This window comes from Staphylococcus sp. HMSC065D05 (assembly GCF_001813195.1).
In the GTDB taxonomy this organism is placed as follows: domain Bacteria; phylum Bacillota; class Bacilli; order Staphylococcales; family Staphylococcaceae; genus Staphylococcus; species Staphylococcus epidermidis.
This window is the reverse complement of the sequence record NZ_KV811773.1, coordinates 67,857-87,940: the sequence shown is the minus strand read 5'-3', so window position 1 is coordinate 87,940 and position 20,084 is coordinate 67,857. Positions and strand designations below refer to the sequence as shown.

Annotated in this window: 17 protein-coding genes; 4 read left to right on the top strand and 13 right to left on the bottom strand. The window is 32.1% G+C overall.

The genetic code is table 11. From position 1 onward, the window contains the following. The first annotated feature begins 51 nt into the window (after nucleotides 1–51). From HMPREF2897_RS10930 to HMPREF2897_RS10920, 3 genes are all read left to right on the top strand, one after another. Nucleotides 52–429, top strand: coding sequence for a helix-turn-helix domain-containing protein (locus HMPREF2897_RS10930; protein WP_002499683.1), 378 nt, complete (start codon nucleotides 52–54; stop codon nucleotides 427–429). A 172-nt stretch (nucleotides 430–601) separates the two neighbouring features. After that, nucleotides 602–973: a hypothetical protein gene (locus tag HMPREF2897_RS10925; protein ID WP_070593207.1), complete on the top strand. Its 372-nt coding sequence runs from the start codon at nucleotides 602–604 to the stop codon at nucleotides 971–973. Between the two features lie 42 nt (nucleotides 974–1,015). Then, nucleotides 1,016–2,140, top strand: coding sequence for a site-specific integrase (locus tag HMPREF2897_RS10920; protein WP_002499685.1), 1,125 nt, complete (start codon nucleotides 1,016–1,018; stop codon nucleotides 2,138–2,140). Nucleotides 2,141–2,284: 144 nt separating this feature from the next. On the opposite strand, the gene glnA is transcribed toward HMPREF2897_RS10920, so the two are convergent. The 4 genes from glnA to hflX form a co-directional block, all read right to left on the bottom strand. Beyond that, nucleotides 2,285–3,625, bottom strand: coding sequence for a type I glutamate--ammonia ligase (glnA, locus tag HMPREF2897_RS10915; protein ID WP_002446332.1), 1,341 nt, complete (start codon nucleotides 3,623–3,625; stop codon nucleotides 2,285–2,287). Between the two features lie 18 nt (nucleotides 3,626–3,643). Then, entirely contained in the window at nucleotides 3,644–4,009 is a 366-nt protein-coding gene (locus HMPREF2897_RS10910) for a MerR family transcriptional regulator (RefSeq protein ID WP_001829488.1), read from the bottom strand. A 479-nt stretch (nucleotides 4,010–4,488) separates the two neighbouring features. Further along, a complete protein-coding gene (locus tag HMPREF2897_RS10905; RefSeq protein WP_002491370.1) occupies nucleotides 4,489–5,727 on the bottom strand; it encodes a methionine gamma-lyase family protein in 1,239 nt (412 codons plus the stop codon). 15 nt (nucleotides 5,728–5,742) lie between these two features. Further along, nucleotides 5,743–6,993, bottom strand: coding sequence for a GTPase HflX (hflX, locus tag HMPREF2897_RS10900; protein ID WP_080280674.1), 1,251 nt, complete (start codon nucleotides 6,991–6,993; stop codon nucleotides 5,743–5,745). Nucleotides 6,994–7,093: 100 nt separating this feature from the next. Between hflX and HMPREF2897_RS10895 the strand changes: the two genes are divergently transcribed. Beyond that, on the top strand, nucleotides 7,094–7,573 hold the full coding sequence (locus HMPREF2897_RS10895) for a glutathione peroxidase (protein WP_002446329.1): 480 nt from the start codon (nucleotides 7,094–7,096) through the stop codon (nucleotides 7,571–7,573). A gap of 218 nt (nucleotides 7,574–7,791) precedes the next feature. On the opposite strand, the gene hfq is transcribed toward HMPREF2897_RS10895, so the two are convergent. The 9 genes from hfq to mutS form a co-directional block, all read right to left on the bottom strand. After that, entirely contained in the window at nucleotides 7,792–8,031 is a 240-nt protein-coding gene (hfq, locus tag HMPREF2897_RS10890) for an RNA chaperone Hfq (protein WP_001829517.1), read from the bottom strand. Then, nucleotides 7,985–8,983 carry a tRNA (adenosine(37)-N6)-dimethylallyltransferase MiaA gene (gene miaA / locus HMPREF2897_RS10885; RefSeq protein WP_002491369.1) on the bottom strand — a complete coding sequence of 333 codons (999 nt, stop codon included), beginning with the start codon at nucleotides 8,981–8,983 and terminating at the stop codon, nucleotides 7,985–7,987. Before miaA ends, hfq begins: the two co-directional genes overlap by 47 nt. An 11-nt stretch (nucleotides 8,984–8,994) precedes the next feature. Next, nucleotides 8,995–9,921, bottom strand: a complete 927-nt coding sequence (locus HMPREF2897_RS10880) for an alpha/beta hydrolase (RefSeq protein WP_032605407.1) — start codon at nucleotides 9,919–9,921, stop codon at nucleotides 8,995–8,997. A 221-nt stretch (nucleotides 9,922–10,142) separates the two neighbouring features. After that, nucleotides 10,143–11,816 (bottom strand): glycerol-3-phosphate dehydrogenase/oxidase, encoded by a 1,674-nt coding sequence (locus tag HMPREF2897_RS10875; protein ID WP_070593203.1) that lies wholly within the window; start codon nucleotides 11,814–11,816, stop codon nucleotides 10,143–10,145. 176 nt (nucleotides 11,817–11,992) lie between these two features. Continuing rightward, nucleotides 11,993–13,492, bottom strand: coding sequence for a glycerol kinase GlpK (gene glpK, locus HMPREF2897_RS10870; protein ID WP_070593199.1), 1,500 nt, complete (start codon nucleotides 13,490–13,492; stop codon nucleotides 11,993–11,995). Nucleotides 13,493–13,645: 153 nt separating this feature from the next. Beyond that, on the bottom strand, nucleotides 13,646–14,470 hold the full coding sequence (locus HMPREF2897_RS10865; RefSeq protein ID WP_002446324.1) for an MIP/aquaporin family protein: 825 nt from the start codon (nucleotides 14,468–14,470) through the stop codon (nucleotides 13,646–13,648). A gap of 370 nt (nucleotides 14,471–14,840) precedes the next feature. Further along, on the bottom strand, nucleotides 14,841–15,374 hold the full coding sequence (locus HMPREF2897_RS10860; protein ID WP_002446323.1) for a glycerol-3-phosphate responsive antiterminator: 534 nt from the start codon (nucleotides 15,372–15,374) through the stop codon (nucleotides 14,841–14,843). 13 nt (nucleotides 15,375–15,387) lie between these two features. After that, entirely contained in the window at nucleotides 15,388–17,325 is a 1,938-nt protein-coding gene (gene mutL, locus HMPREF2897_RS10855; protein WP_002446322.1) for a DNA mismatch repair endonuclease MutL, read from the bottom strand. A 14-nt stretch (nucleotides 17,326–17,339) separates the two neighbouring features. Next, the gene (gene mutS, locus HMPREF2897_RS10850) at nucleotides 17,340–19,961 is read right to left on the bottom strand and encodes a DNA mismatch repair protein MutS (protein ID WP_002489935.1); all 2,622 of its coding nucleotides are present in this window, start codon (nucleotides 19,959–19,961) and stop codon (nucleotides 17,340–17,342) included. Nucleotides 19,962–20,084: the final 123 nt, after the last annotated feature.

The window sequence follows — 20,084 nt, the reverse complement described above, 5'->3', positions numbered from 1 at the left end:
TTAATTCAACGATATGTATAATAATTCTATAGACTTAAGGAGGTTTTAATGATGAAAAGTTCATTTAGTAATCGTTTGAAAGAAGCCATGAGAATAAACGGAATGAAACAAATTGATATTATCAATAAATCAAAATTACTAAATGATACTGACGTAAAAATTTCTAAAACTGATTTAAGTCAATATGTAAATGGTAAAACTTCCCCAGGTCAAAAGAAATTATATCTATTAGCAAAAGTTTTAAATGTAAGCGAAGCCTGGCTTCTTGGTTATAATGTTAATTCTGATCGTCCTACTGATGAAGAGAGACAGTTAAGTCATAATAAACAGATAATTGCAGCACATATTGATGACGATGTAACAGATGAAGAAATGAAGCAGATAATAAATTTTATAAACTTTATAAAAGATAATAAAAGCGATAAATAAAAAGAGACGCTAATTTATTACTAATACCTACTTGATTAGTATAATTGTGTCTCTTTTTTATTATATATATTTTTTTAGCATATAGTTTACTTCTCTAGCGATTAGTGATGATAAACATAAAAATTTAAAATTTCAATTTTATAAAAATAAACTGAAAAGGAAGTGATCTACTATGCATAATTGCAAGGAGATGATAAATAAAATTGAAGTAAAGTATATAGACTGCCCCGAAAAATTAAATGGCTTTATATGTGGTAATAATTTATATATAAGTAAATCTATTATTCCTGATTTAACAGTAAATGAAAAAGTAGTTTCGTATAGTACTCGACAGATAAATAAACTTAACTCTCTAACCATCAGTTCTGTAAGTGAATTTATTACTCTAGATCAACTCATCGAAGCTATTAAAAATCCTCAATTAAATTCATACTCAAAATTAGCAATCTACTTTAATACTACTTCAATTTTTATTAAACAAACTATAACTTTTTACAAAATCAAATATCCTAATTTAAATCTAATTAATGCCATTGATAATTAGCTTATTTTCAACTTAAGGAATATACATCTAGGGAGTGATAAAATGGCATCATTTGAAAAAAGAGGAAATAAATGGCGTTTTAAAGTACATTTTAAAGACCATAATGGAGATAAAAAATATATATCTAAATCCGGTTATAGAACGAAGACTGAAGCCAAAAAAGCAGCTATTGAAATTGAAAGTAAATTAAATAAGGGCTATAAAGAAGAAAAAAGCTACACTTTAACTGCATGGCTTGAATACTATCTAAATACTTGGCGTAAAAATAAAATTAGTGATAGTAGTTTTGAAATTGAACAATTTTCAAAAAAAAGAATATTAGATTTCTATAATGATATTAATATTAAAGACATTACACCATCTATGCACCAAAGTTTTATCAATCATTTAATAGAAAAAGGTTATAGTAAATCTACTTTATCTAAAACTCACAATTTGCTAAAGCGTAGCCTTGAAAGAGCTAAGTATGATAGATTAATATACTTCAATCCTTGCGAAGGAATTACACTGAATCATAAAGATTTAAAAATTAAGGATAAAGCAAAGTACTTACCTAAAGATAAAGTTAAGCCTTTTTTAGCAATGGTTAAAAAAAGAGATGTATATCAATATTTTTTATTTAGAACTTTAATAGAAACAGGTATGCGTATTGGTGAAGCTAGTGCATTATGTTGGAAAGATTATGATAGAAAATTAAAAACAATTTCAATCACAAAATCTTATGATCAAAAAAGAAATAAATTCGGCCCTACTAAAAATAAGGAAAACAGAATTATATTTATATCAAATGAATTAGCTAATGAATTATTTAAGCTTAAAACATTACAAAATGGTAATAAGATAGCTAATTCAGACTTCTATAATAATTCCTATGATTACATATTTTGCAATGAATTTGGTGAGCCGCTTCCACGTTCAACCACACATAATACTATGATGTATGTCACTAAAAGATTACTTGGTAAAGGAAATGAATTAAGTATTCACAAACTAAGACACACACACGCTACCTTACTTCTAGAAAGCAATGTACCTATGAAAGTAATTCAAGAACGTTTAGGTCATAAATCTGAAGCTATTACTAGTGAAGTTTATAGTCACGTTACTAAAAAAATGAATGATAATGCTAAAGAAAACTTTGAGAAGTATATTAAGAATGTATTTTAAAATTAGTTGCCCAATAGTTGCCCATTCAAGTAAAATTTAGAATCATTATATATATAAGTTGCCCACTTTTATATAAAAAAGAAGCTAAGGCAAAATGCCTTAACTCCTTACCCCTATTAGGTTTCCCCTGAAATTGTTTAGCGCTTAGTATTGCTTAATATACTGTTCTCTTTCCCATTCGGATACTTGAGTTCTATAGTAATCCCATTCAATAGATTTTGAGTTAATAAATTGATTGTAAATATGATTACCTAAAGCGTTTTTAATTGATTTATTTTCACGCATTGCTTTTAACGCAGTGTATAAAGTTGAAGGTAAGTCTTGGATACCAACTGCTTCTCGTTCTTCACGATTCATTTCGTAGATATTTTGGTTTACTGCTTCTGGAACCTCAAGTTTATTCTCAATGCCATCTAATCCTGCTTCTAAAATTGCTGCTAATGCCATGTACGGGTTAGCTGCAGGATCAACTGAACGTACTTCAATACGAGTTGATAGACCTCTAGATGTTGGAACACGTACTAAAGGTGAACGGTTTTTACCACTCCATGCAATATAACATGGTGCCTCGTAACCTGGTACAAGACGTTTATATGAGTTGACGATTGGATTACATACTGCAGTGAATCCTCTAGCGTTTTTAAGGACACCAGCTGTAAATTGATAAGCAGTATCAGTCAATTGTAAATCACCTTCAGGATCAAAGAACGCATTCTCTTTTCCTTTAAATAGTGATACGTTGAAGTGCATACCACTTCCGTTTACACCAAATAATGGTTTTGGCATAAATGTGGCATGTAAATTATGCTTACGTGCAATTGTTTTAACAACTAATTTAAATGTTTGGATATTATCACATGCTGTAACAGCGTCTGCATATTTAAAGTCAATTTCATGTTGACCTGGCGCTACTTCATGGTGGCTTGCTTCAATATCAAAGCCCATATCTTCTAATTCTAATACGATGTCACGACGACAATTTTCACCTAAATCTGTAGGAGCTAAATCGAAATAACCACCATCATCGTTTAATTCTAATGTAGGTTCGCCTTTTTCGTCTAATTTAAATAAGAAAAATTCTGGTTCAGGTCCTAGATTAAAATCAGTAAAGCCCATGTCTTCCATTCTTCTTAATACACGCTTCAAGTTAGCTCGTGGATCACCTTCAAATGGTGTACCATCTGTTTTAAATACATCACAGATTAGTCGTGCTACTTTTCCTTGTCCAGCAGTCCAAGGGAAAATAACCCAAGTATCTAAATCAGGATGTAAATACATATCTGATTCTTCGATACGAACGAAACCTTCAATAGATGAACCATCAAACATCATTTCATTGTCTAATACTTTTTCTAATTGACTTACTGGAACTTCAACATTTTTAATAGTCCCTAAAATATCAGTGAATTGTAATCTTAAATATCTTACGTTTTCTTCTTCAGCAAATTTACGAATATCATCTTTTGTAAAACTACGTTTTGGCATGGTATAAATCCTCCAATTTTATTTAATAAATCGTGATAAATCGCCACGATTTATTGGTAATGTTTCACTACGTGGTTTCTGCGTTGCGTCAACAATCATTCTCTTTCTTGTCTCTTGTTCATCAGTAGTTAAATGCCCTTGCTCATCGAATATAATTTGTTTAATACCTCTAATATTAAATCCCTTTTCGATAAGAGACTTTATTTCTAACAACCTCTCTAAATCGTTCATAGAAAATAATCTCTTATTTCCATCTGTTCTTTCGGGCATCACAAGTTCATGTGTTTCATAGTAACGAATTTGTCTTGGTGATAAATCAGTCAATTTACTAACCACACTCATAGAGAAAACGGCCATGTTTCGTCTGATTGAATCATTAGACATTCCTTGAACCTCTCCTCTACTTTTGAACTTGTTATTAATTTAGCATAGTTTTACTTTAATTACAAAAGTATGTAAGGTTTTCTGACATAAACCTTCTAAACCTTATTATATCAATGTTTATTTATTAGTAATTAATTAAAATTAGAAATGAGAATGGCTTATAACACAAAAATTTTATAATTTTCCGACAATTTATATTGTTCGAAATAAAAAGAGATTGCTTTTCAAAGTATAACTAAGCTTAATAACTTTTATCTTAGGCGTAACAACTCTAAGAATAAGGCTAGAACATCGTCCATTCTCTTTATATCTATTACTTTTGGGGAGTCGAAAATCTTATCGAAAACAAACTCCTTATAACATCGTTATCATTTATATGATCTTTCTTTGATGATTTAATGAATCATACGAGAATGCTTTTATGCTATATCCTTATATTGAGCCTAATCTTTTATACTTTGATCTCAATCTCTTAAAAATTATAGTAAATTGTTATCTTGCATATCTTGCACCGCACGCGTAACAGCTAATTTGACATGTTCATAAGTTAAACCACCTTGAACATATGCTTCATAAGGCGGGCGTATAGGTCCGTCTGCAGATAATTCAATAGATGAGCCCTGAATAAATGTACCTGCAGCCATGATGACATCATCTTCGTATCCAGGCATATAGCTAGGTTCTGGACTAAAATGTGCGTTAATTGGTGAAGCGTGTTGTATACTTTGACAAAATGAAATCATTTGCTCTTTCGTCTCAAATTGAACCGTTTGAATTAAGTCTGTACGATAAACATTATATTTAGGGGAGGTCTTCATGTTTAGTTTTTCTAATAACAAACTAGTAAACAGTGCACCTTTTAAACTTTGGCTAACCACATGTGGTGCTAGAAAGAATCCTTGATACATTTCTTGTAGAGAATTAAGTGAGGCACCTGCTTCCTTACCAATGCCTGGTGCTGTTAAACGATAACCACAGCGTTCAATTAAATCTTGTCTACCAGCAATATATCCTCCAATTTTAGCTAAACCTCCACCTGGATTTTTAATTAATGATCCGGCGATTAAATCAGCACCTACTTCAATTGGTTCTTTTTCTTCTACAAATTCCCCATAACAATTATCAACAAAAATAATGATATTGGGATAAACCTCTTTAATTGATTTTATTGCTTGTTCAATTTCATTTATTGTAATTGATGGACGTTGATCATATCCTTTTGATCGCTGAATTGCTACAACTTTTGTATTGTCATTAATTTCAGTGATGACTTTAGGAATATCAATTCGACCGTCACGTAATTCGACTTCATTATAGCGAACACCATATTCTTTAAGACTTTCAACACCATTGCCATTTATGCCAATGACTTCAAGAAGTGTATCATATGGACTACCTGTAATATAAAGTAGTTCATCATTGTTTTTTAACGTACTTTGTAAGGCTAAAGTAATAGCGTGGGTACCTGATATAATTTGAGGTCTAACAAGTGCGTCATCTGCTTTAAATGTGTGCGCATAAATTTCTTCTAAATGGTCTCTCCCAAAATCATCATATCCATAACCCGTAGACCCGTGTAAATCACTTTCGCTAGCTTTAACATGGTGAAAAGCATTTAAGACCTTTTCTTGATTAAATAATGCACGCTTTTCAATTTTCTTAAAGTAAGGAATAAGTGTGTTTTCAACTTCTTCAACTAAATTGCTAAAATCTTGCATAATCTGTCTTCCTTTTTATAATTTTTTAAATCCTTTGATACGATAAGATGCTTGCGTTTCGTCAAATATTAATTCAGTAACAAGCGTATGTTGTTTAAGAAAATATAATCTATCTGCATCAGCACTGTCTACAATTTCTTCGTATGGGCTGAGACTATTTTTTATTTCTTGAATTACTAATTTTTTTACCTTTTCTTTATCATTTTCATCACGACTAGATACAAAAACATGCGCAGATTTAGATACAGGTACATCCATCTGTTCGTTACATAAGTCTTTTTTATTAAAAATAACTACTTGTGGAATATGATCCATTTCTAAATCATTAATGATTTGATTTACAGTGTCAATTTGAGTACGGTATTCCGAATGACTTGCATCGACGACATGCATAAGTATGTCTGCACCTTTAGCTTCTTCTAGTGTAGATTTAAACGCAGCCACCAAAGTCGTTGGTAATTTTTGAATAAATCCTACCGTATCAGAAATAATTAAATTAAATCCTTCATTCACTTGTATTTGTCGTGTTTTGGGATCTAATGTTGCAAACAAAATATTTTTTTCATAGGTCTCCTCATTAGCTAAAACATTAAACCATGACGATTTACCCGCATTTGTATAACCAACTAAAGCGATTTGAAAAACTTGATTTTGTTCACGTTTATTTCTATATCTTTCCCGATGATCCACGACCGTTTTTAATTGATGTTTAATCTCATTCATACGTGTTCTAATATGGCGACGATCCATTTCTAACTTTGTTTCACCTGGACCTCTTGTTCCTATGCCACCACCAAGACGAGATAGACTTTTACCATGACCTTGTAGTCTTGGTAACAAATAGTCGAGTTGTGCAAGTTCAACTTGTAGCTTTCCCTCTCTACTTCTCGCTCGCAACGCGAATATCTCTAAAATTAATTGGGTTCTATCGATGATTTTAATGCCCAAATTATCATTTAACGTTTTAGACTGTGCCGTCGTTAATTCATCATTGGTTACGACAACATCTATATCATGGAATTCTATGAAAGATTTTATTTCATCGATTTTTCCTTTTCCAACATAATATTTATGGTCAAATTGCTCTCTATTTTGAGTGATTTGTCCTTTAACATTAAGTTGGCAAGTTTGTGATAAAGCATCAAGCTCTTCCATAGTAGATTCAAAATTAAATTGACGATCCGTTTGAGCATGTACACCGATTAATACAGCAGTTTCTCGAATATTTTTTGTTTCATAGGTCGCATGCTGTGTCACGTTATACATCTCCTTTTAAAAGTTACTCAAGACATTTTATCATAGAGTGTGAACAAAGACTAACTACACAAATTGTGTTAAATTAGATGTATAGCGAAAGGGTGATAATATGGAAAGTATTTATGATTTCGTTGTAGAAAAAAACAATGGTGAAAGTTATAAATTAGAGCAGTATAAGGGTGACGTTATGCTTATTGTCAACACTGCTAGCGAATGTGGTTTTACACCTCAATTCGAGGGTTTACAGAAGTTATATGATGAGTATAAGGATCAAGGATTTATTATTTTAGGATTTCCATGTAACCAATTTGGTGGTCAAGAACCAGGCTCGGGGGAAGAAGCTGCTCAAAATTGCAAAATTAACTATGGTGTGACTTTCCCTATTCATGAAAAAGTTGATGTTAAAGGTGATAATCAACATCCATTATTCCGCTTTTTAACAGACGCTGCTAAAGGTATGATAAACGAAAAAATCAAATGGAACTTCACTAAATTCTTAATCGACCGTGAAGGTAATGTGATTAAACGTTTTTCCCCTCAAAAGAAACCGGAACAAATAAAGTCTGAAATTGAAAAATTACTATCATAAATTTTAAAAAGAAAATGCTTCATCTAATGTTTTTGAACTGAATTAATAAATTCAATATTTACATTAGATGAAGCATTTTTTATTACAAACATTCCTTGGTTTGTGTTAAAGTGCTACGTTTAAAACATGTGCTTCAATATTTAATAACATTCTTAAATAAGTCAAAATATGACTTCTATTGAGTTGATGCATTATGAATGCACTTTGATTACAACTTTTTATTCTTCACTATTCACTTCAGTTGCTTCAGACGATTCATTGTCTACAGTGAAAGTGCTGATCGCATGTTTGTAAATCAGATGTTGCTTACCTTGAGAATTTAAACTTACAACATATTTGTCATAATTTTCAACGACACCTTTCATTTGAAAGCCGTTTAAAAAGAAAATTGTGACTTCAGTTTTTTCCGATTTAAAGTTCTCTAGTGCTTGGTCTTGGATGTTTTCGTTTGCAATCATGGTTAGAACTCCTTTTATTTATTTGGGTTGTAATCTCATCTAACATCATTTGAAGTGACATCCTTTCTTTATTTAACCAATGAACATTCATTTTATTTTTAAACCAAGTCAACTGTCTTTTAGCATATTGTCGTGAATGCTGTTTTAATTTCTCTACAGCACTTTCCATGCTTATATTTCCCTTTATAACGGGTACAAGCTCTTTATACCCAATGGCTTGCATACTTTGACTCGCTTCAAAACCTTGTTCAACGAGATGTTTCACTTCATTAAATAATCCGTGGCCCAACATAATATCAACACGTTTATTTATTCTTAAATATAATGTTTCACGCGACATTTCAATCCCTATTAATAATGTATCATAATTTTCAGTAAATTGTTGCACTTTCTTGCGAGAACTTAAAAGTTTTTTTGTTTTCAAATAATATTCTATTGCTCGCAACACTCTTTTTCTGTTATTAGGATGTATATCCTTGGCTGATTCTTTGTCGAATGAAGCTAAATATTCGTGAAGCTTATTATTATTAAGCTGCTCAAGTTCTGTTAATTTTAATTTAACTTGCTTCATTTTATCATCAGATATGGATTCATCTTCAAAAGCATAGTTATATAAGAGAGATTGTATATATAGTCCTGTTCCTCCTGCTATAATAGGCACCTTGCCTCTTCCAGTAATATCTTTAATATATTTTTCTGCCCTTGTTTTAAATTCATATGCAGAAAAAGAAGCATCCGGAGGCAAGATATCTATCATATAATGTGGTATACCTTCCATTTCTTCAGTTGTAACTTTTGCTGTACCAATATCCATGCCTTGATAGACCTGCATTGAATCTCCGCTAATAATTTCTCCGTTAAATTTTTTAGCAACTTCAATACTTAACTCAGTTTTACCTGAAGCCGTTGGACCTACAATAACGATTAAAAAAGGCTTTGTCATTTCAGTCATTTAAGATTCACTCACTTTTGTTTTTTCAAAATTTGCTTTTCCATCCATTCAAACATGTGTTGCCAAGTTTTCAAATAATCTTCTTCAAATAATATTTCATGACGCTTATGTTTATATAGTTGTACTGTTATATGTTTAATACCTGCCCTTTTATATAATCTAGCTAAATGCTTTATACCTTTACCATATTCACCAAACGGATCATCTTTCCCAGAAATAAATAGTATAGGTAGATTTTTGTCTGTTCTTTTTAATTGTTGTCGTTCTGCTGTTTTCATCATGGTCTTTAAAGTTTGATAAATGAGCTGATTTGATACTTTGAATCCACAAAATTCATCTTCCACAAATTTATCAACTTCATCTTGACGTGTAGAAATCCAATCACTTTCTGTTCGAGGTTGAGTGATTTTTTTATTGAAAGTTTTATTCAATAATTGATTCACCCATTTGAGTCGACGTCGTTTTCCAAAAATAAATGTAACTATCTTCATCGCTATACGTATGGGAACGCCTTTCCACTTGGAGAACATACCTGTTCCTGTAAGAATTAAACCTTGAGCAATGTCAGGATACTTTTCAACAAATAATCTAGCAATAATGGAGCCCATTGAATGACCTATGATAATATAGGGTACATTGAGCTCTTCAAGATATAATGTCTCAATGATTTCATAAGCATCATCTACAATTTGATTCATGCTATTAAAATGACCACGTTCATTCTCATCTATTTCTTTACCATGTCCACGGTGATTATGTCTGACAACATCATAACCTTGTGTATTTAAAGCTTCAACTAACTCTTGATAACGGTCCATATGTTCAGCCATGCCATGGAAAAGATGAACAATACCAATAGTACTCTTTTTTGCTTTATCAATTTTCACCTCTATCATTGTTCCATCTTCAACTGTTATTTTAAAATGACTTTGACTCACAACATATGCCCCCATTCCTTTTTATTTGTTATGTCATTTATAGTACATCAACCTATATCATATTTAATATACCGTGTGTGAGATATCATATCAAATCGTACGCACATTGAGGTTTTAGAAGTTTATAGTATTAAAATAAAAAACTACTTGCAGATAAAAAGGTCTCCTCCATCTACAAGTAGTTTATTATAATCTATTAGATATACAATCAATAGGAATGATTAAGCTTTAGTTGCGGGTTGATCATTACCTGTACGTGCCTCATCAATCGCAACTTCTACTTCTTTAGTATAAGCCTCTTTTTGAGTTTCACTATAATTAAGCATATCTGCCATAACATCTATCACAGCATTTTTATAATCTAACACATCTTGAATATTAAAGTATAATTTGCCAGAACGACGTACTAAGAAGTCAGTTGGTTTGTAAACCATTTCTTGTTGAATGCTATAAACTAATTCAACATAAATTTCTAATGGCAACTTACTATCATGGTATGGTGCCGTTTGAGCAATATTAAATAGTTGATCCACATTTGAACCATATTTACTTGCTAAGCGACGTGCCACATCTTCATCAATTCCAAATCCTTTAGCTGCATCAACTTTTTGTTCAACAAAGTGTTCAAAGTTTTTGCTTCCGCCAACGTCACCACCGGAAATTTTTACATATTTTGTGGCGCATGATTCAAATTTCAACCCGTATTCTTGTTTTAAACGTTTAGCTAATAGATCAACAATTTCTAGTGCCATATGACGATAACCAGTTAATTTACCGCCTGCTATAGTTAATAATCCAGATTCACCTTCCCAAACTTCATCTTTACGTGAGATTTCAGAAGGATCTTTACCTTTTTCAAGAATTAACGGACGAATACCTGCCCATGTTGATTCAATATCTTCATCTTTAACATTAACTGTTGGGAACATGTAGTTAATTGCATTAATTAAATAGTCTCTATCTTCTTGTGTTGTTAAAGGAGTTGCTTTTTCATTATCATAAAATGTGTCAGTTGTTCCTACATAAGCTTTTCCTTCACGTGGAATTGCGAAAATCATACGTCCGTCTTTTTCAGTATCAAAGTATACTGCTTGACCTAATGGGAATTTAGATTGATCTATAACAACGTGCACACCTTTAGTTAATCTTAATTGCTTATTGTTACGAGCATAATCGCCACTTCTCACTTCATCAACCCATGGACCTGAAGCATTAATAACTTTTTTAGCTTTAATCGCATACGTTTCGCCATCAATCATATCCAATACTTCAATACCATTTACTTTCTTATTAGAATCATAAGTGAAGTGTTCTGATTTTGTATAATTAAGGATTTCTGCTCCATTTTCAGCAGCTTTTTTCATAACTTCAATAGTTAAACGCGCATCATCAGTACGGTATTCTACATAGTAGCCACCGCCTTTTAATCCATCACGTTTAACTAAAGGTTCTTTATTTAACGTTTCTTGCTTAGATAACATTTTTTTACGTTCAGATTTTTTGACACCAGCTAGACGATCGTACATAGCTAGTCCAATAGAAGTTGAGAACTTACCAAATGTACCACCTTTATGCATAGGTAAAAGCATCCATTCTGGTGTTGTCACATGCGGACCATTTTCATAAACAATAGCACGTTCTTTACCTGTTTCTGCAACTACCCCTACTTGCAGTTGTTTTAAATATCTTAAACCACCATGTACAAGTTTAGTTGAGCGTGAACTTGTACCTTGTGCAAAGTCTTGCATCTCTACTAAAGCTACTTTCATCCCACGATTGCTTGCATCTAAAGCAATACCTGCACCTGTAATACCGCCACCTACGATAACAACATCGTATTCAGTGTCTCTTAAATTCTTTTTTATATGATCCCTTTTCAATGTAGATAATGACATTATCTAAACGCCTCCTAGTTATAAATAAAAAACGAGAAATTTATCCCCACAATAACATTAAATTGTTTTGTACGAACAAATCTCTCGTTTCTCGATTTTCTTATTAACTTATCTAAATTATAACACAGTTAAGAAAATCAAGTCCATTTAAAGATTTAAAAAGTCTAAAACATAGCTTAATCTTCTAATTTAAATACTTGAGTCGCCTTAACAGCTTTTTTCCAACCACTATAAAGTTTATGACGTTGATCTTCATCCATTTCTGGTTTGAACTCAGTTTGAAGTTTCCAACGTTCACGGATATCCTCTTTATCATCCCAGAATCCAACAGCTAATCCAGCTAAATATGCAGCACCAAGTGCTGTTGTTTCTTGGATTTCAGGTCTTTCAACAGATGAATTTACGATATCTGCTTGGAACTGCATAATGAAGTTATTTTTTACAGCACCACCATCAACGCGTAAATTTTGAACTTCAATACCTGAGTCCTTAGACATAGCTTCCATAACATCTCTTGTTTGATAACATAAAGATTCTAATGTAGCACGAATGAAATGTTCTTTTTCCGTACCACGAGATAATCCGAAAATAGCACCTCTTGCTTCTGAATCCCAATAAGGTGTACCTAAACCAACAAATGCTGGAACCATATAAACACCCTCAGTTGACTCTACTCTTGAAGCATAGTTTTCGGTTTGTGGCGCAGAATTAATCATTCTCAAACCATCTCGTAGCCATTGGATAGCAGAACCAGATACGAAAATTGAACCTTCAAGTGCATAATTAACTTTTCCATCTAAACCGTATGCAATGGTTGTTAACAAGCCACTTTCAGACTTAACTGCTTCTTCACCAGTATTCATTAGCATAAATCCACCTGTGCCGTATGTATTTTTTACATCACCACGGTCGAAACATGCTTGACCAAATAATGCTGCTTGTTGGTCACCGGCAATACCAGCAATAGGTACTTCTTGACCAAAGAAGTGATAGTCGATAGTTTTCCCGTAAATTTCACTTGATTCTTTAACTTCAGGTAACATTTGTTTAGGAATATCTAAGAGTTCTAACAACTCATCATCCCATTTTAGGTCATAAATATTAAACATTAATGTACGACTTGCATTTGTGTAATCTGTAATATGAGCAGTACGCCCTGACAATTTCCATACTAACCATGAATCGATTGTTCCGAAGAGTAAATCACCATTTTCAGCTTTTTCTCTAGCATCTTCAACATGATCAAGAATCCATTTTACTTTAGTTCCCGCAAAGTACGGGTCTAAAAGTAAACCTGTTTTTTCTCTAAATGTTTCTTCATAGCCTTGTTCCTTTAAATTTGTACAAATATCCTGTGTCTGACGTGATTGCCAAACAATAGCGTGATAGATTGGACGACCTGTATTTTTATCCCATACAACTGTCGTTTCACGTTGGTTTGTAATACCAATACCTTCAATTTGATTTGCATTAATATTGTTTTCATTAAGTAACTCAGCCATAACTGATAGAACAGATGTCCATATTTCATTAGCATCATGTTCTACCCAGCCTGGATGTGGAAAGTGTTGTTTAAATTCTCTTTGAGAAACACCTTTAATTTCTCCTTCTTTATTAAAAAGTATCGCACGTGAACTCGTAGTTCCTTGATCAATTGATAAAATATATTTTTCCATAGGTATATGACTCCTTCAAAAGTGAATAATGAATTCATTATCTAAACAATTAAACATTCTAAAATGATAATTAAATAGACTTTTAAATGTGATTGTTCAACACACATGAACATATCACGTTAATCATACGGTTATATATACGAATGCCATATGTTAATAAATTGATTCAATATCGTTGTTTTTATTTTGAGATATCTTATTTAGTATCACACCAAGTATAAGTGTGAATATAAGTACAATTAAACCAATGAAACAACTAAAATTGAATGTTTGTTTATAAAATACTTCGTAAACAATCGCACCTAACATACCGCCTGCCATTGGTCCCAGAACGGGTACAATTGCGTAAGACCAGTTAGATTTACCTTTACCATGAATTGGCAAAATAGCATGCGCAATACGTGGTGCTAGGTCACGGGCTGGATTAATAGCGTAACCAGTAGTACCTCCTAAGCTTAAACCAATTGCTATGATAAGACTACCAACAATAATTGGATTTAAACCATCAGCAATTTTATTAACCCCGATAAATAAAATTCCTAATGTTAAAGCCATAGTCCCGATAATCTCACTTAAAAAGTTAGCAAAATAATTTTTAATAGCTGGTGCTGTTGAAAATACACCTAATTTGACTGCTGGATCTTCTGTAACTTTCCAGTGTGGTAAATACATTAACCATACTAAAGCTCCACCAACAATACCGCCAAGCATTTGACAAACAATATAGCCCGGTACTTGTGCCCAGCTAAATCCACCATCCATGGCTAAAGCAACTGTTACAGCTGGATTTAAATGTGCACCAGAAAACGTTCCAACAGCATAAACGCCCATTGTTACTGCCAAACCCCAACCAAATGCAATAACAATCCAATCTGCACCGTTACCAGCACTTCTCTTTAAGTTAACGTTTGCACAAACGCCACCACCAAAAAGAATAAGGATTGCAGTACCTAAAAATTCTGCTAAATAAGCATTCATATACATTCCTCCCAAAAAACAGGGAGACCCCTACGTCAAATATATTACTTGTAGAAATCTCCGCGTCTCTCTTCTAATATTAACTTTTAAACTTGTTATAAGTTTACTATTATGTTGTAAGCGTTGTCAACAATTTTGTAAAAAAATTGTCATATTTGATTAAAGTTTTTATTGATATAGTGAGCATTTGTTTTTAATGTACTAAATAAAAGGTTTAACAATTTTTTTAAAAGTACATTTTTCTTTTTTCATAAAAAAAGAATGCACTTTAAGTTATTAATCATCCGGTATTCAAATCCACTCATTCCATGAAAAAGTGATAATACGCTGATTAACAAACTTAAATGCATTCTCATTAACAGTATATGAATTACCAAAGTTTTTCGTAACTTGTAGTAACGTACTTAGCACCATTGGAAATTGCTTCACTAATTTCCGATGGTTCATCAATAAGACCACCAGCTATTACTGATGCTGATGTTTCTTGTTGAATTTTACTCACTGCTTTACTTGCAACACCAGGTAAAACTTCAACATAGTCAGGCTCTACTTTTTTAATCAGTTCAATACTTCTTGTTAACGCTTGACTATCTATAATAAACACTCTAAATATCGTCAATGTATTTAACATTTTTGCTTTTTTGATGACCTTTGCTTTTGTAGAAACAATACCTTTAGGTTTATATTGTTGAATAATGTACTCACAAGCAAATTCATCATGACTGAGTCCTTTGATTAAATCGATATGTACATAACATTCAATCGAATGACTTTTAAGTAACTCCATAATGCTTTTCAAATGACCTATATGCATATCTAACACAACACATGCCTTGTAGTCTGTTTTAATTAACTTTTCTAAATCTCTCATATTTCTAATAGCTGGCAAAATATTCTCTTTCATAATTAAAACTCCTCTACATTACTCTTTTAAATAACTTTTCTAATTCGTAATTTGAAAAATTGATAATAATCGGTCTGCCATGAGGACAAGTAAAAGGATCTTCTGCTTCTCTTAGTTGATCAATTAAATCTGCCATTTCATTATTTTTTAAATAGTGATTAGCCTTAATTGATTTCTTACAAGACATCATGATTGCTGCATCTTCTCTTATTTTCTTCACATCAACACTTTTGTGTTTTAATACAAGTTCAATCATATCTTTAATAATTTCTTCCGCTTCTACTTTTGGAAACCATACTGGGTAGCTATTTACAATATAATCATGCCCACCAAAATGTTCAAGATGTACTCCTACTTTATCTAATTCATCTTTGTACTGATCAATAATCATCTGTTCATCTTTAGAGAAATGGAAAGTGAGTGGTATTAATAAGTTTTGCACTTCATTTGTCACTTCGCCAATTTTTTCTCTAAAATATTCATATTTAATTCTTTCCTGAGCAGCATGTTGGTCAATCATAAACATTCCATTTTCATTTTGTGCAATGATATACGTACCGTGTACTTGACCTACAATTTCCATATAAGGCACCCTACGATGAGGTGTCTGACTCACTGTTCCTTTAATATCTTTTGATTGCTGATTTAATATCTCATATTCGTTAGATGTGTCTTGTTCCATATCAAACAATACTTCTTTTTGACTTTGTAAGTAAGTATCATCAATGTGATTGTTTAATTCATTAGAAACTTCCGTACTTTCATTATTTGTCGATGAAGTTGAATCTAAATTATTCCTATGCGACTCAACATCATGATTCTTATCTTTTTGATCATGTACATATGGTGCAGATGTTTCTCCAATTTGTGATTGTTTCTTCTCGAAATTAATCTTTTGTTGTTCAAATGTTTCTAAAACCTTATTCTTTTTGGGCGTACGATTTAAGTCGTTTTGTGGGATGAGAATTTTGTCTTTAAAAGCCTCTCTGATTTTAGTTACGATAAGATCGTAAAGTTGATCTTCTTTAGAAAGTCTCACTTCTAATTTTGTTGGGTGAACATTTACATCAACCAAAATAGGATCCATTTGGATGTTAATATAACATATAGGAAATCTTCCTATTGTAAGCAATGTGTGATACCCCTCTAAAATTGCTTTATTGAGTACAAAGTTTTTGATGTATCTACCATTGATGAAAATAGAAATGTAATGTTTATTACTTCTTGAATGCTCAGGCTTAGCTACAAATCCTTCAAGATGATAATCACTAGTATCACCCGAAATATGCACTAAATCCTTTGCTACTTTCATTCCATAAATTTCAGCCATTACTTCATTTGTTCTTCCTGAGCCATTCGTACTTAAAATTTTTTTACCATCTGAAACTAAAGAAATTCTAATTTCGGGATGACTCATAGCCATTCTATTTACAATGTCCGTAATTTTACCTAGTTCGGTATACAAACTTTTTATATATTTTAAACGTGCAGGTGTATTGTAGAATAATGACTCCACTTGTATATCTGTACCCTTTTTAGCTTTTGCAGGTTTTTCATGAATAATTTTACCATCTTCAGCATATATTTCATGTCCATTTTCATTATCAGTACAGGTCTTTAATGTCACCTTTGCTACTGATGAAATACTAGCTAAAGCTTCTCCCCTAAACCCTAAAGTACGAATATGGAACAAATCATCATCTGCGACTATTTTACTCGTTGCGTGTCTATGAAATACTAACCCTAAATCTTCCTGAGCAATACCTGTGCCATTATCTACAACCCTTATTGCTGAAATTCCAGACTGTTCAACCTCAATATTAATCTCTGTCGCTTGTGCATCAATTGCATTCTCTAAGAGCTCTTTAACTACGGAACTTGGTCTTTCAACTACTTCACCCGCAGCTATTTTATTAGCTAGAGACGTCTCAAGTTCTTTTATTTTCCCCATCGTTTACACCTCTTCTACTTTAATTGACTTTGTAATTCATTCAGCTTGATTAAGGCTTCCAATGGTGTCATATTGGATAGATTTAATTCTCGAATTTGACATTCAACTTCACTTTGTTGATTGTAACCATCAAATAAATCAAAAGTCGCTTGCTCATAATTGTGATTTGATGTATGCGTTTCTATAACTGATTGTTCTTCTTCTATTTGACCAAAATCGTTATACGACGGAACCGTACGTTGATTGTCAGTATCCTGATGAGAAAGTTGATACGAAGGTTTTTGCTCAAATGCATTTAAAATAACTTGCGCTCTATCAATGACTTCATTAGGTAAATCCGCTAATTTTGCCACTTGAATACCATAGCTATCATCTACAGCGCCATCTTTGACTTTATGCAAAAATATCAGTTCACCTTGATACTCGTTTGCTGCAACATGTACATTTTTTAAACAGTTAAGCATTTGATCAAGTGAAGTCAATTCATGATAATGTGTTGAGAAAAGTGTCTTGGCATGGCTAGTTTGAGCGACATATTCAATCATCGCTTGCGCTAACGCAAGACCATCATAAGTGGATGTACCTCTTCCTATTTCGTCAAAGATAATTAAACTATTTTCAGTAGCATAAGTTAAAGCTTTTTGAGCTTCTAACATTTCTACCATAAATGTACTTTTACCTGATACAAGGTCATCTGCTGCACCAATCCTAGTAAAAATTTGATCAAATATAGGTAATGTTGCTGAATCACATGGTACATATGCTCCCATTTGAGCCATGATACTTATTATAGCAACTTGTCTCATATATGTTGACTTACCTGACATATTAGGTCCCGTAATGAGATAAATAAACGTTTCATCATCAAGATGGCAATCATTAGGTACATAATCATTATGATCCATCACTCTCTCAACAACAGGATGTCTTGAGTTTTCTAAATGTAAAACTTTATCATCACTAAATGTAGGTTTGACATAATTATATTTTTGAGCAATTTCAGCAAAACTTTGTAAACAATCAAGTTCTGAAATGATTTTCGCTTGCTTTTGTAAACGTTCCGTGTACGTTTTAATGTGTTCTCGTAATTTAACAAATAATTCATATTCTAACTCTACTGCTTTATCTTCAGCACCAAGTATTATATCTTCTTTTTCTTTTAATTCATCCGTAATAAATCGTTCAGCATTAGATAATGTTTGTTTTCGATTATAGCCAAACGCTTCAGGTTGAAAATTATTTAAGTTTGCACGTGTAATTTCTATAAAATAACCAAACACTTTATTAAAACTAATCTTCAATGACTTAATACCTGTACGTTCACGTTCTTTTGCTTGTAATTCTGCAAGCCAAGTTTTACCATTTTTTGAAGCTTCTAAATATTCATCTAGTTGCGTGTTGAATCCTTTTTTAAATAAACCACCATCTTTGATGGAAATAGGCGGCTCTTCAACTAAACTTTCTTCTAAAATTTGTAACAAGTCATCTAAAGGTTCCAATTCTTTAAATTGCGTGGTAGTTTGTGCATCCAATTCATTGAGTAATGCTTTTATATGAGGTATTTCGGATATAGAATGCTTTAGTTGTATTAAATCTCTTGCATTTACGTTTCCGTAACTCACTCTTCCTACAAGTCGTTCTATGTCATACACTTGATTTAAATGATTACGTAATGTATCTCTTTCAATAAAACGGTCCATAAACTCTTCAACAATATTTAATCTGTCGTTGATTTGTTGTTTATTAATTAATGGGCGATCAATCCACTGCTTTAAACGTCTAGCACCCATTGGTGTTTTTGTCTCATCCATTAACCATAACAAGGTCCCTTTTTTTGATTTTAATCGTATGCTTTCTGTCAGCTCTAAATTTCTCTTTGCATAATAATCCATCTTCATATAATCAACTGCAGCATATTCAATCACTTCCTCAATGTGAGATAAGTCTCGCTTTTGTGTGTGATGAATATAATCTAGCAATAATTGAGTTGTGTCATGCATTAACTGATGTGTCAACTGATTCATATCATAATCTTCATCAGATATATCTTCACGAACAGTAATCGTCTCAGTTATCATGTTGATTTGTCTTTTTAATTCTTCAGATAGAGCTTGCTTTATGACAATTTCATTGGGATTAATTGTTGTAATCTCATTAAGCAAGGTTGCTGTATCTTTGAAATGAGTTACTTTGAGTTCTCCTGTAGAAACATCACAATAGCATAATCCAAATTCTTCATTTTCGATAAAACTTAAAATATAATTATTTTTCTTTTCATCCATACCACTTTGATCCATAACAGTTCCTGGTGTGACGATTCTTACAACTTCTCTTCTAACCATTCCTTTTGTTTGCTTTGGATCTTCCATTTGTTCACATATAGCGACCTTATACCCATTATTAATCAATGTTTCAATGTAATTATCAGCAGAATGATATGGTACGCCACACATCGGAATAGGATTTTCTTTTTTAGCATCTCTTTTCGTCAATGTTATTTCAAGTACTCTTGATGCTTCTTTAGCATCATCAAAGAACATTTCATAGAAATCTCCAAGTCTAAAAAATAGCAAACAATCATCATATTCAGATTTTATCTTTAAATATTGTTGCATCATTGGTGTAATGTTAGCCATTTCTATTTTCACAACCCTTATTCTTATATCTTTATTTATATTATATGTATCAATTTATGGTTTTTAACTCATTCATTTTAACATATATGTTTTTGAAACGCTTTTGTGTAATAGATACAAAAA

Excerpts from the sequence above, each read along its gene's own strand:
- HMPREF2897_RS10930 (WP_002499683.1), top strand. The coding sequence starts at position 52 with ATGAAAAGTTCATTTAGTAATCGTTTGAAAGAAGCCATGAGAATAAAC.
- HMPREF2897_RS10925 (WP_070593207.1), top strand. The coding sequence starts at position 602 with ATGCATAATTGCAAGGAGATGATAAATAAAATTGAAGTAAAGTATATA.
- HMPREF2897_RS10920 (WP_002499685.1), top strand. The coding sequence starts at position 1,016 with ATGGCATCATTTGAAAAAAGAGGAAATAAATGGCGTTTTAAAGTACAT.
- glnA (WP_002446332.1), bottom strand. The coding sequence starts at position 3,625 with ATGCCAAAACGTAGTTTTACAAAAGATGATATTCGTAAATTTGCTGAA.
- HMPREF2897_RS10910 (WP_001829488.1), bottom strand. The coding sequence starts at position 4,009 with ATGTCTAATGATTCAATCAGACGAAACATGGCCGTTTTCTCTATGAGT.
- HMPREF2897_RS10905 (WP_002491370.1), bottom strand. The coding sequence starts at position 5,727 with ATGCAAGATTTTAGCAATTTAGTTGAAGAAGTTGAAAACACACTTATT.
- hflX (WP_080280674.1), bottom strand. The coding sequence starts at position 6,993 with ATGTATAACGTGACACAGCATGCGACCTATGAAACAAAAAATATTCGA.
- HMPREF2897_RS10895 (WP_002446329.1), top strand. The coding sequence starts at position 7,094 with ATGGAAAGTATTTATGATTTCGTTGTAGAAAAAAACAATGGTGAAAGT.
- hfq (WP_001829517.1), bottom strand. The coding sequence starts at position 8,031 with ATGATTGCAAACGAAAACATCCAAGACCAAGCACTAGAGAACTTTAAA.
- miaA (WP_002491369.1), bottom strand. The coding sequence starts at position 8,983 with ATGACTGAAATGACAAAGCCTTTTTTAATCGTTATTGTAGGTCCAACG.
- HMPREF2897_RS10875 (WP_070593203.1), bottom strand. The coding sequence starts at position 11,816 with ATGTCATTATCTACATTGAAAAGGGATCATATAAAAAAGAATTTAAGA.
- glpK (WP_070593199.1), bottom strand. The coding sequence starts at position 13,492 with ATGGAAAAATATATTTTATCAATTGATCAAGGAACTACGAGTTCACGT.
- HMPREF2897_RS10865 (WP_002446324.1), bottom strand. The coding sequence starts at position 14,470 with ATGAATGCTTATTTAGCAGAATTTTTAGGTACTGCAATCCTTATTCTT.
- HMPREF2897_RS10860 (WP_002446323.1), bottom strand. The coding sequence starts at position 15,374 with ATGAAAGAGAATATTTTGCCAGCTATTAGAAATATGAGAGATTTAGAA.
- mutL (WP_002446322.1), bottom strand. The coding sequence starts at position 17,325 with ATGGGGAAAATAAAAGAACTTGAGACGTCTCTAGCTAATAAAATAGCT.
- mutS (WP_002489935.1), bottom strand. The coding sequence starts at position 19,961 with ATGGCTAACATTACACCAATGATGCAACAATATTTAAAGATAAAATCT.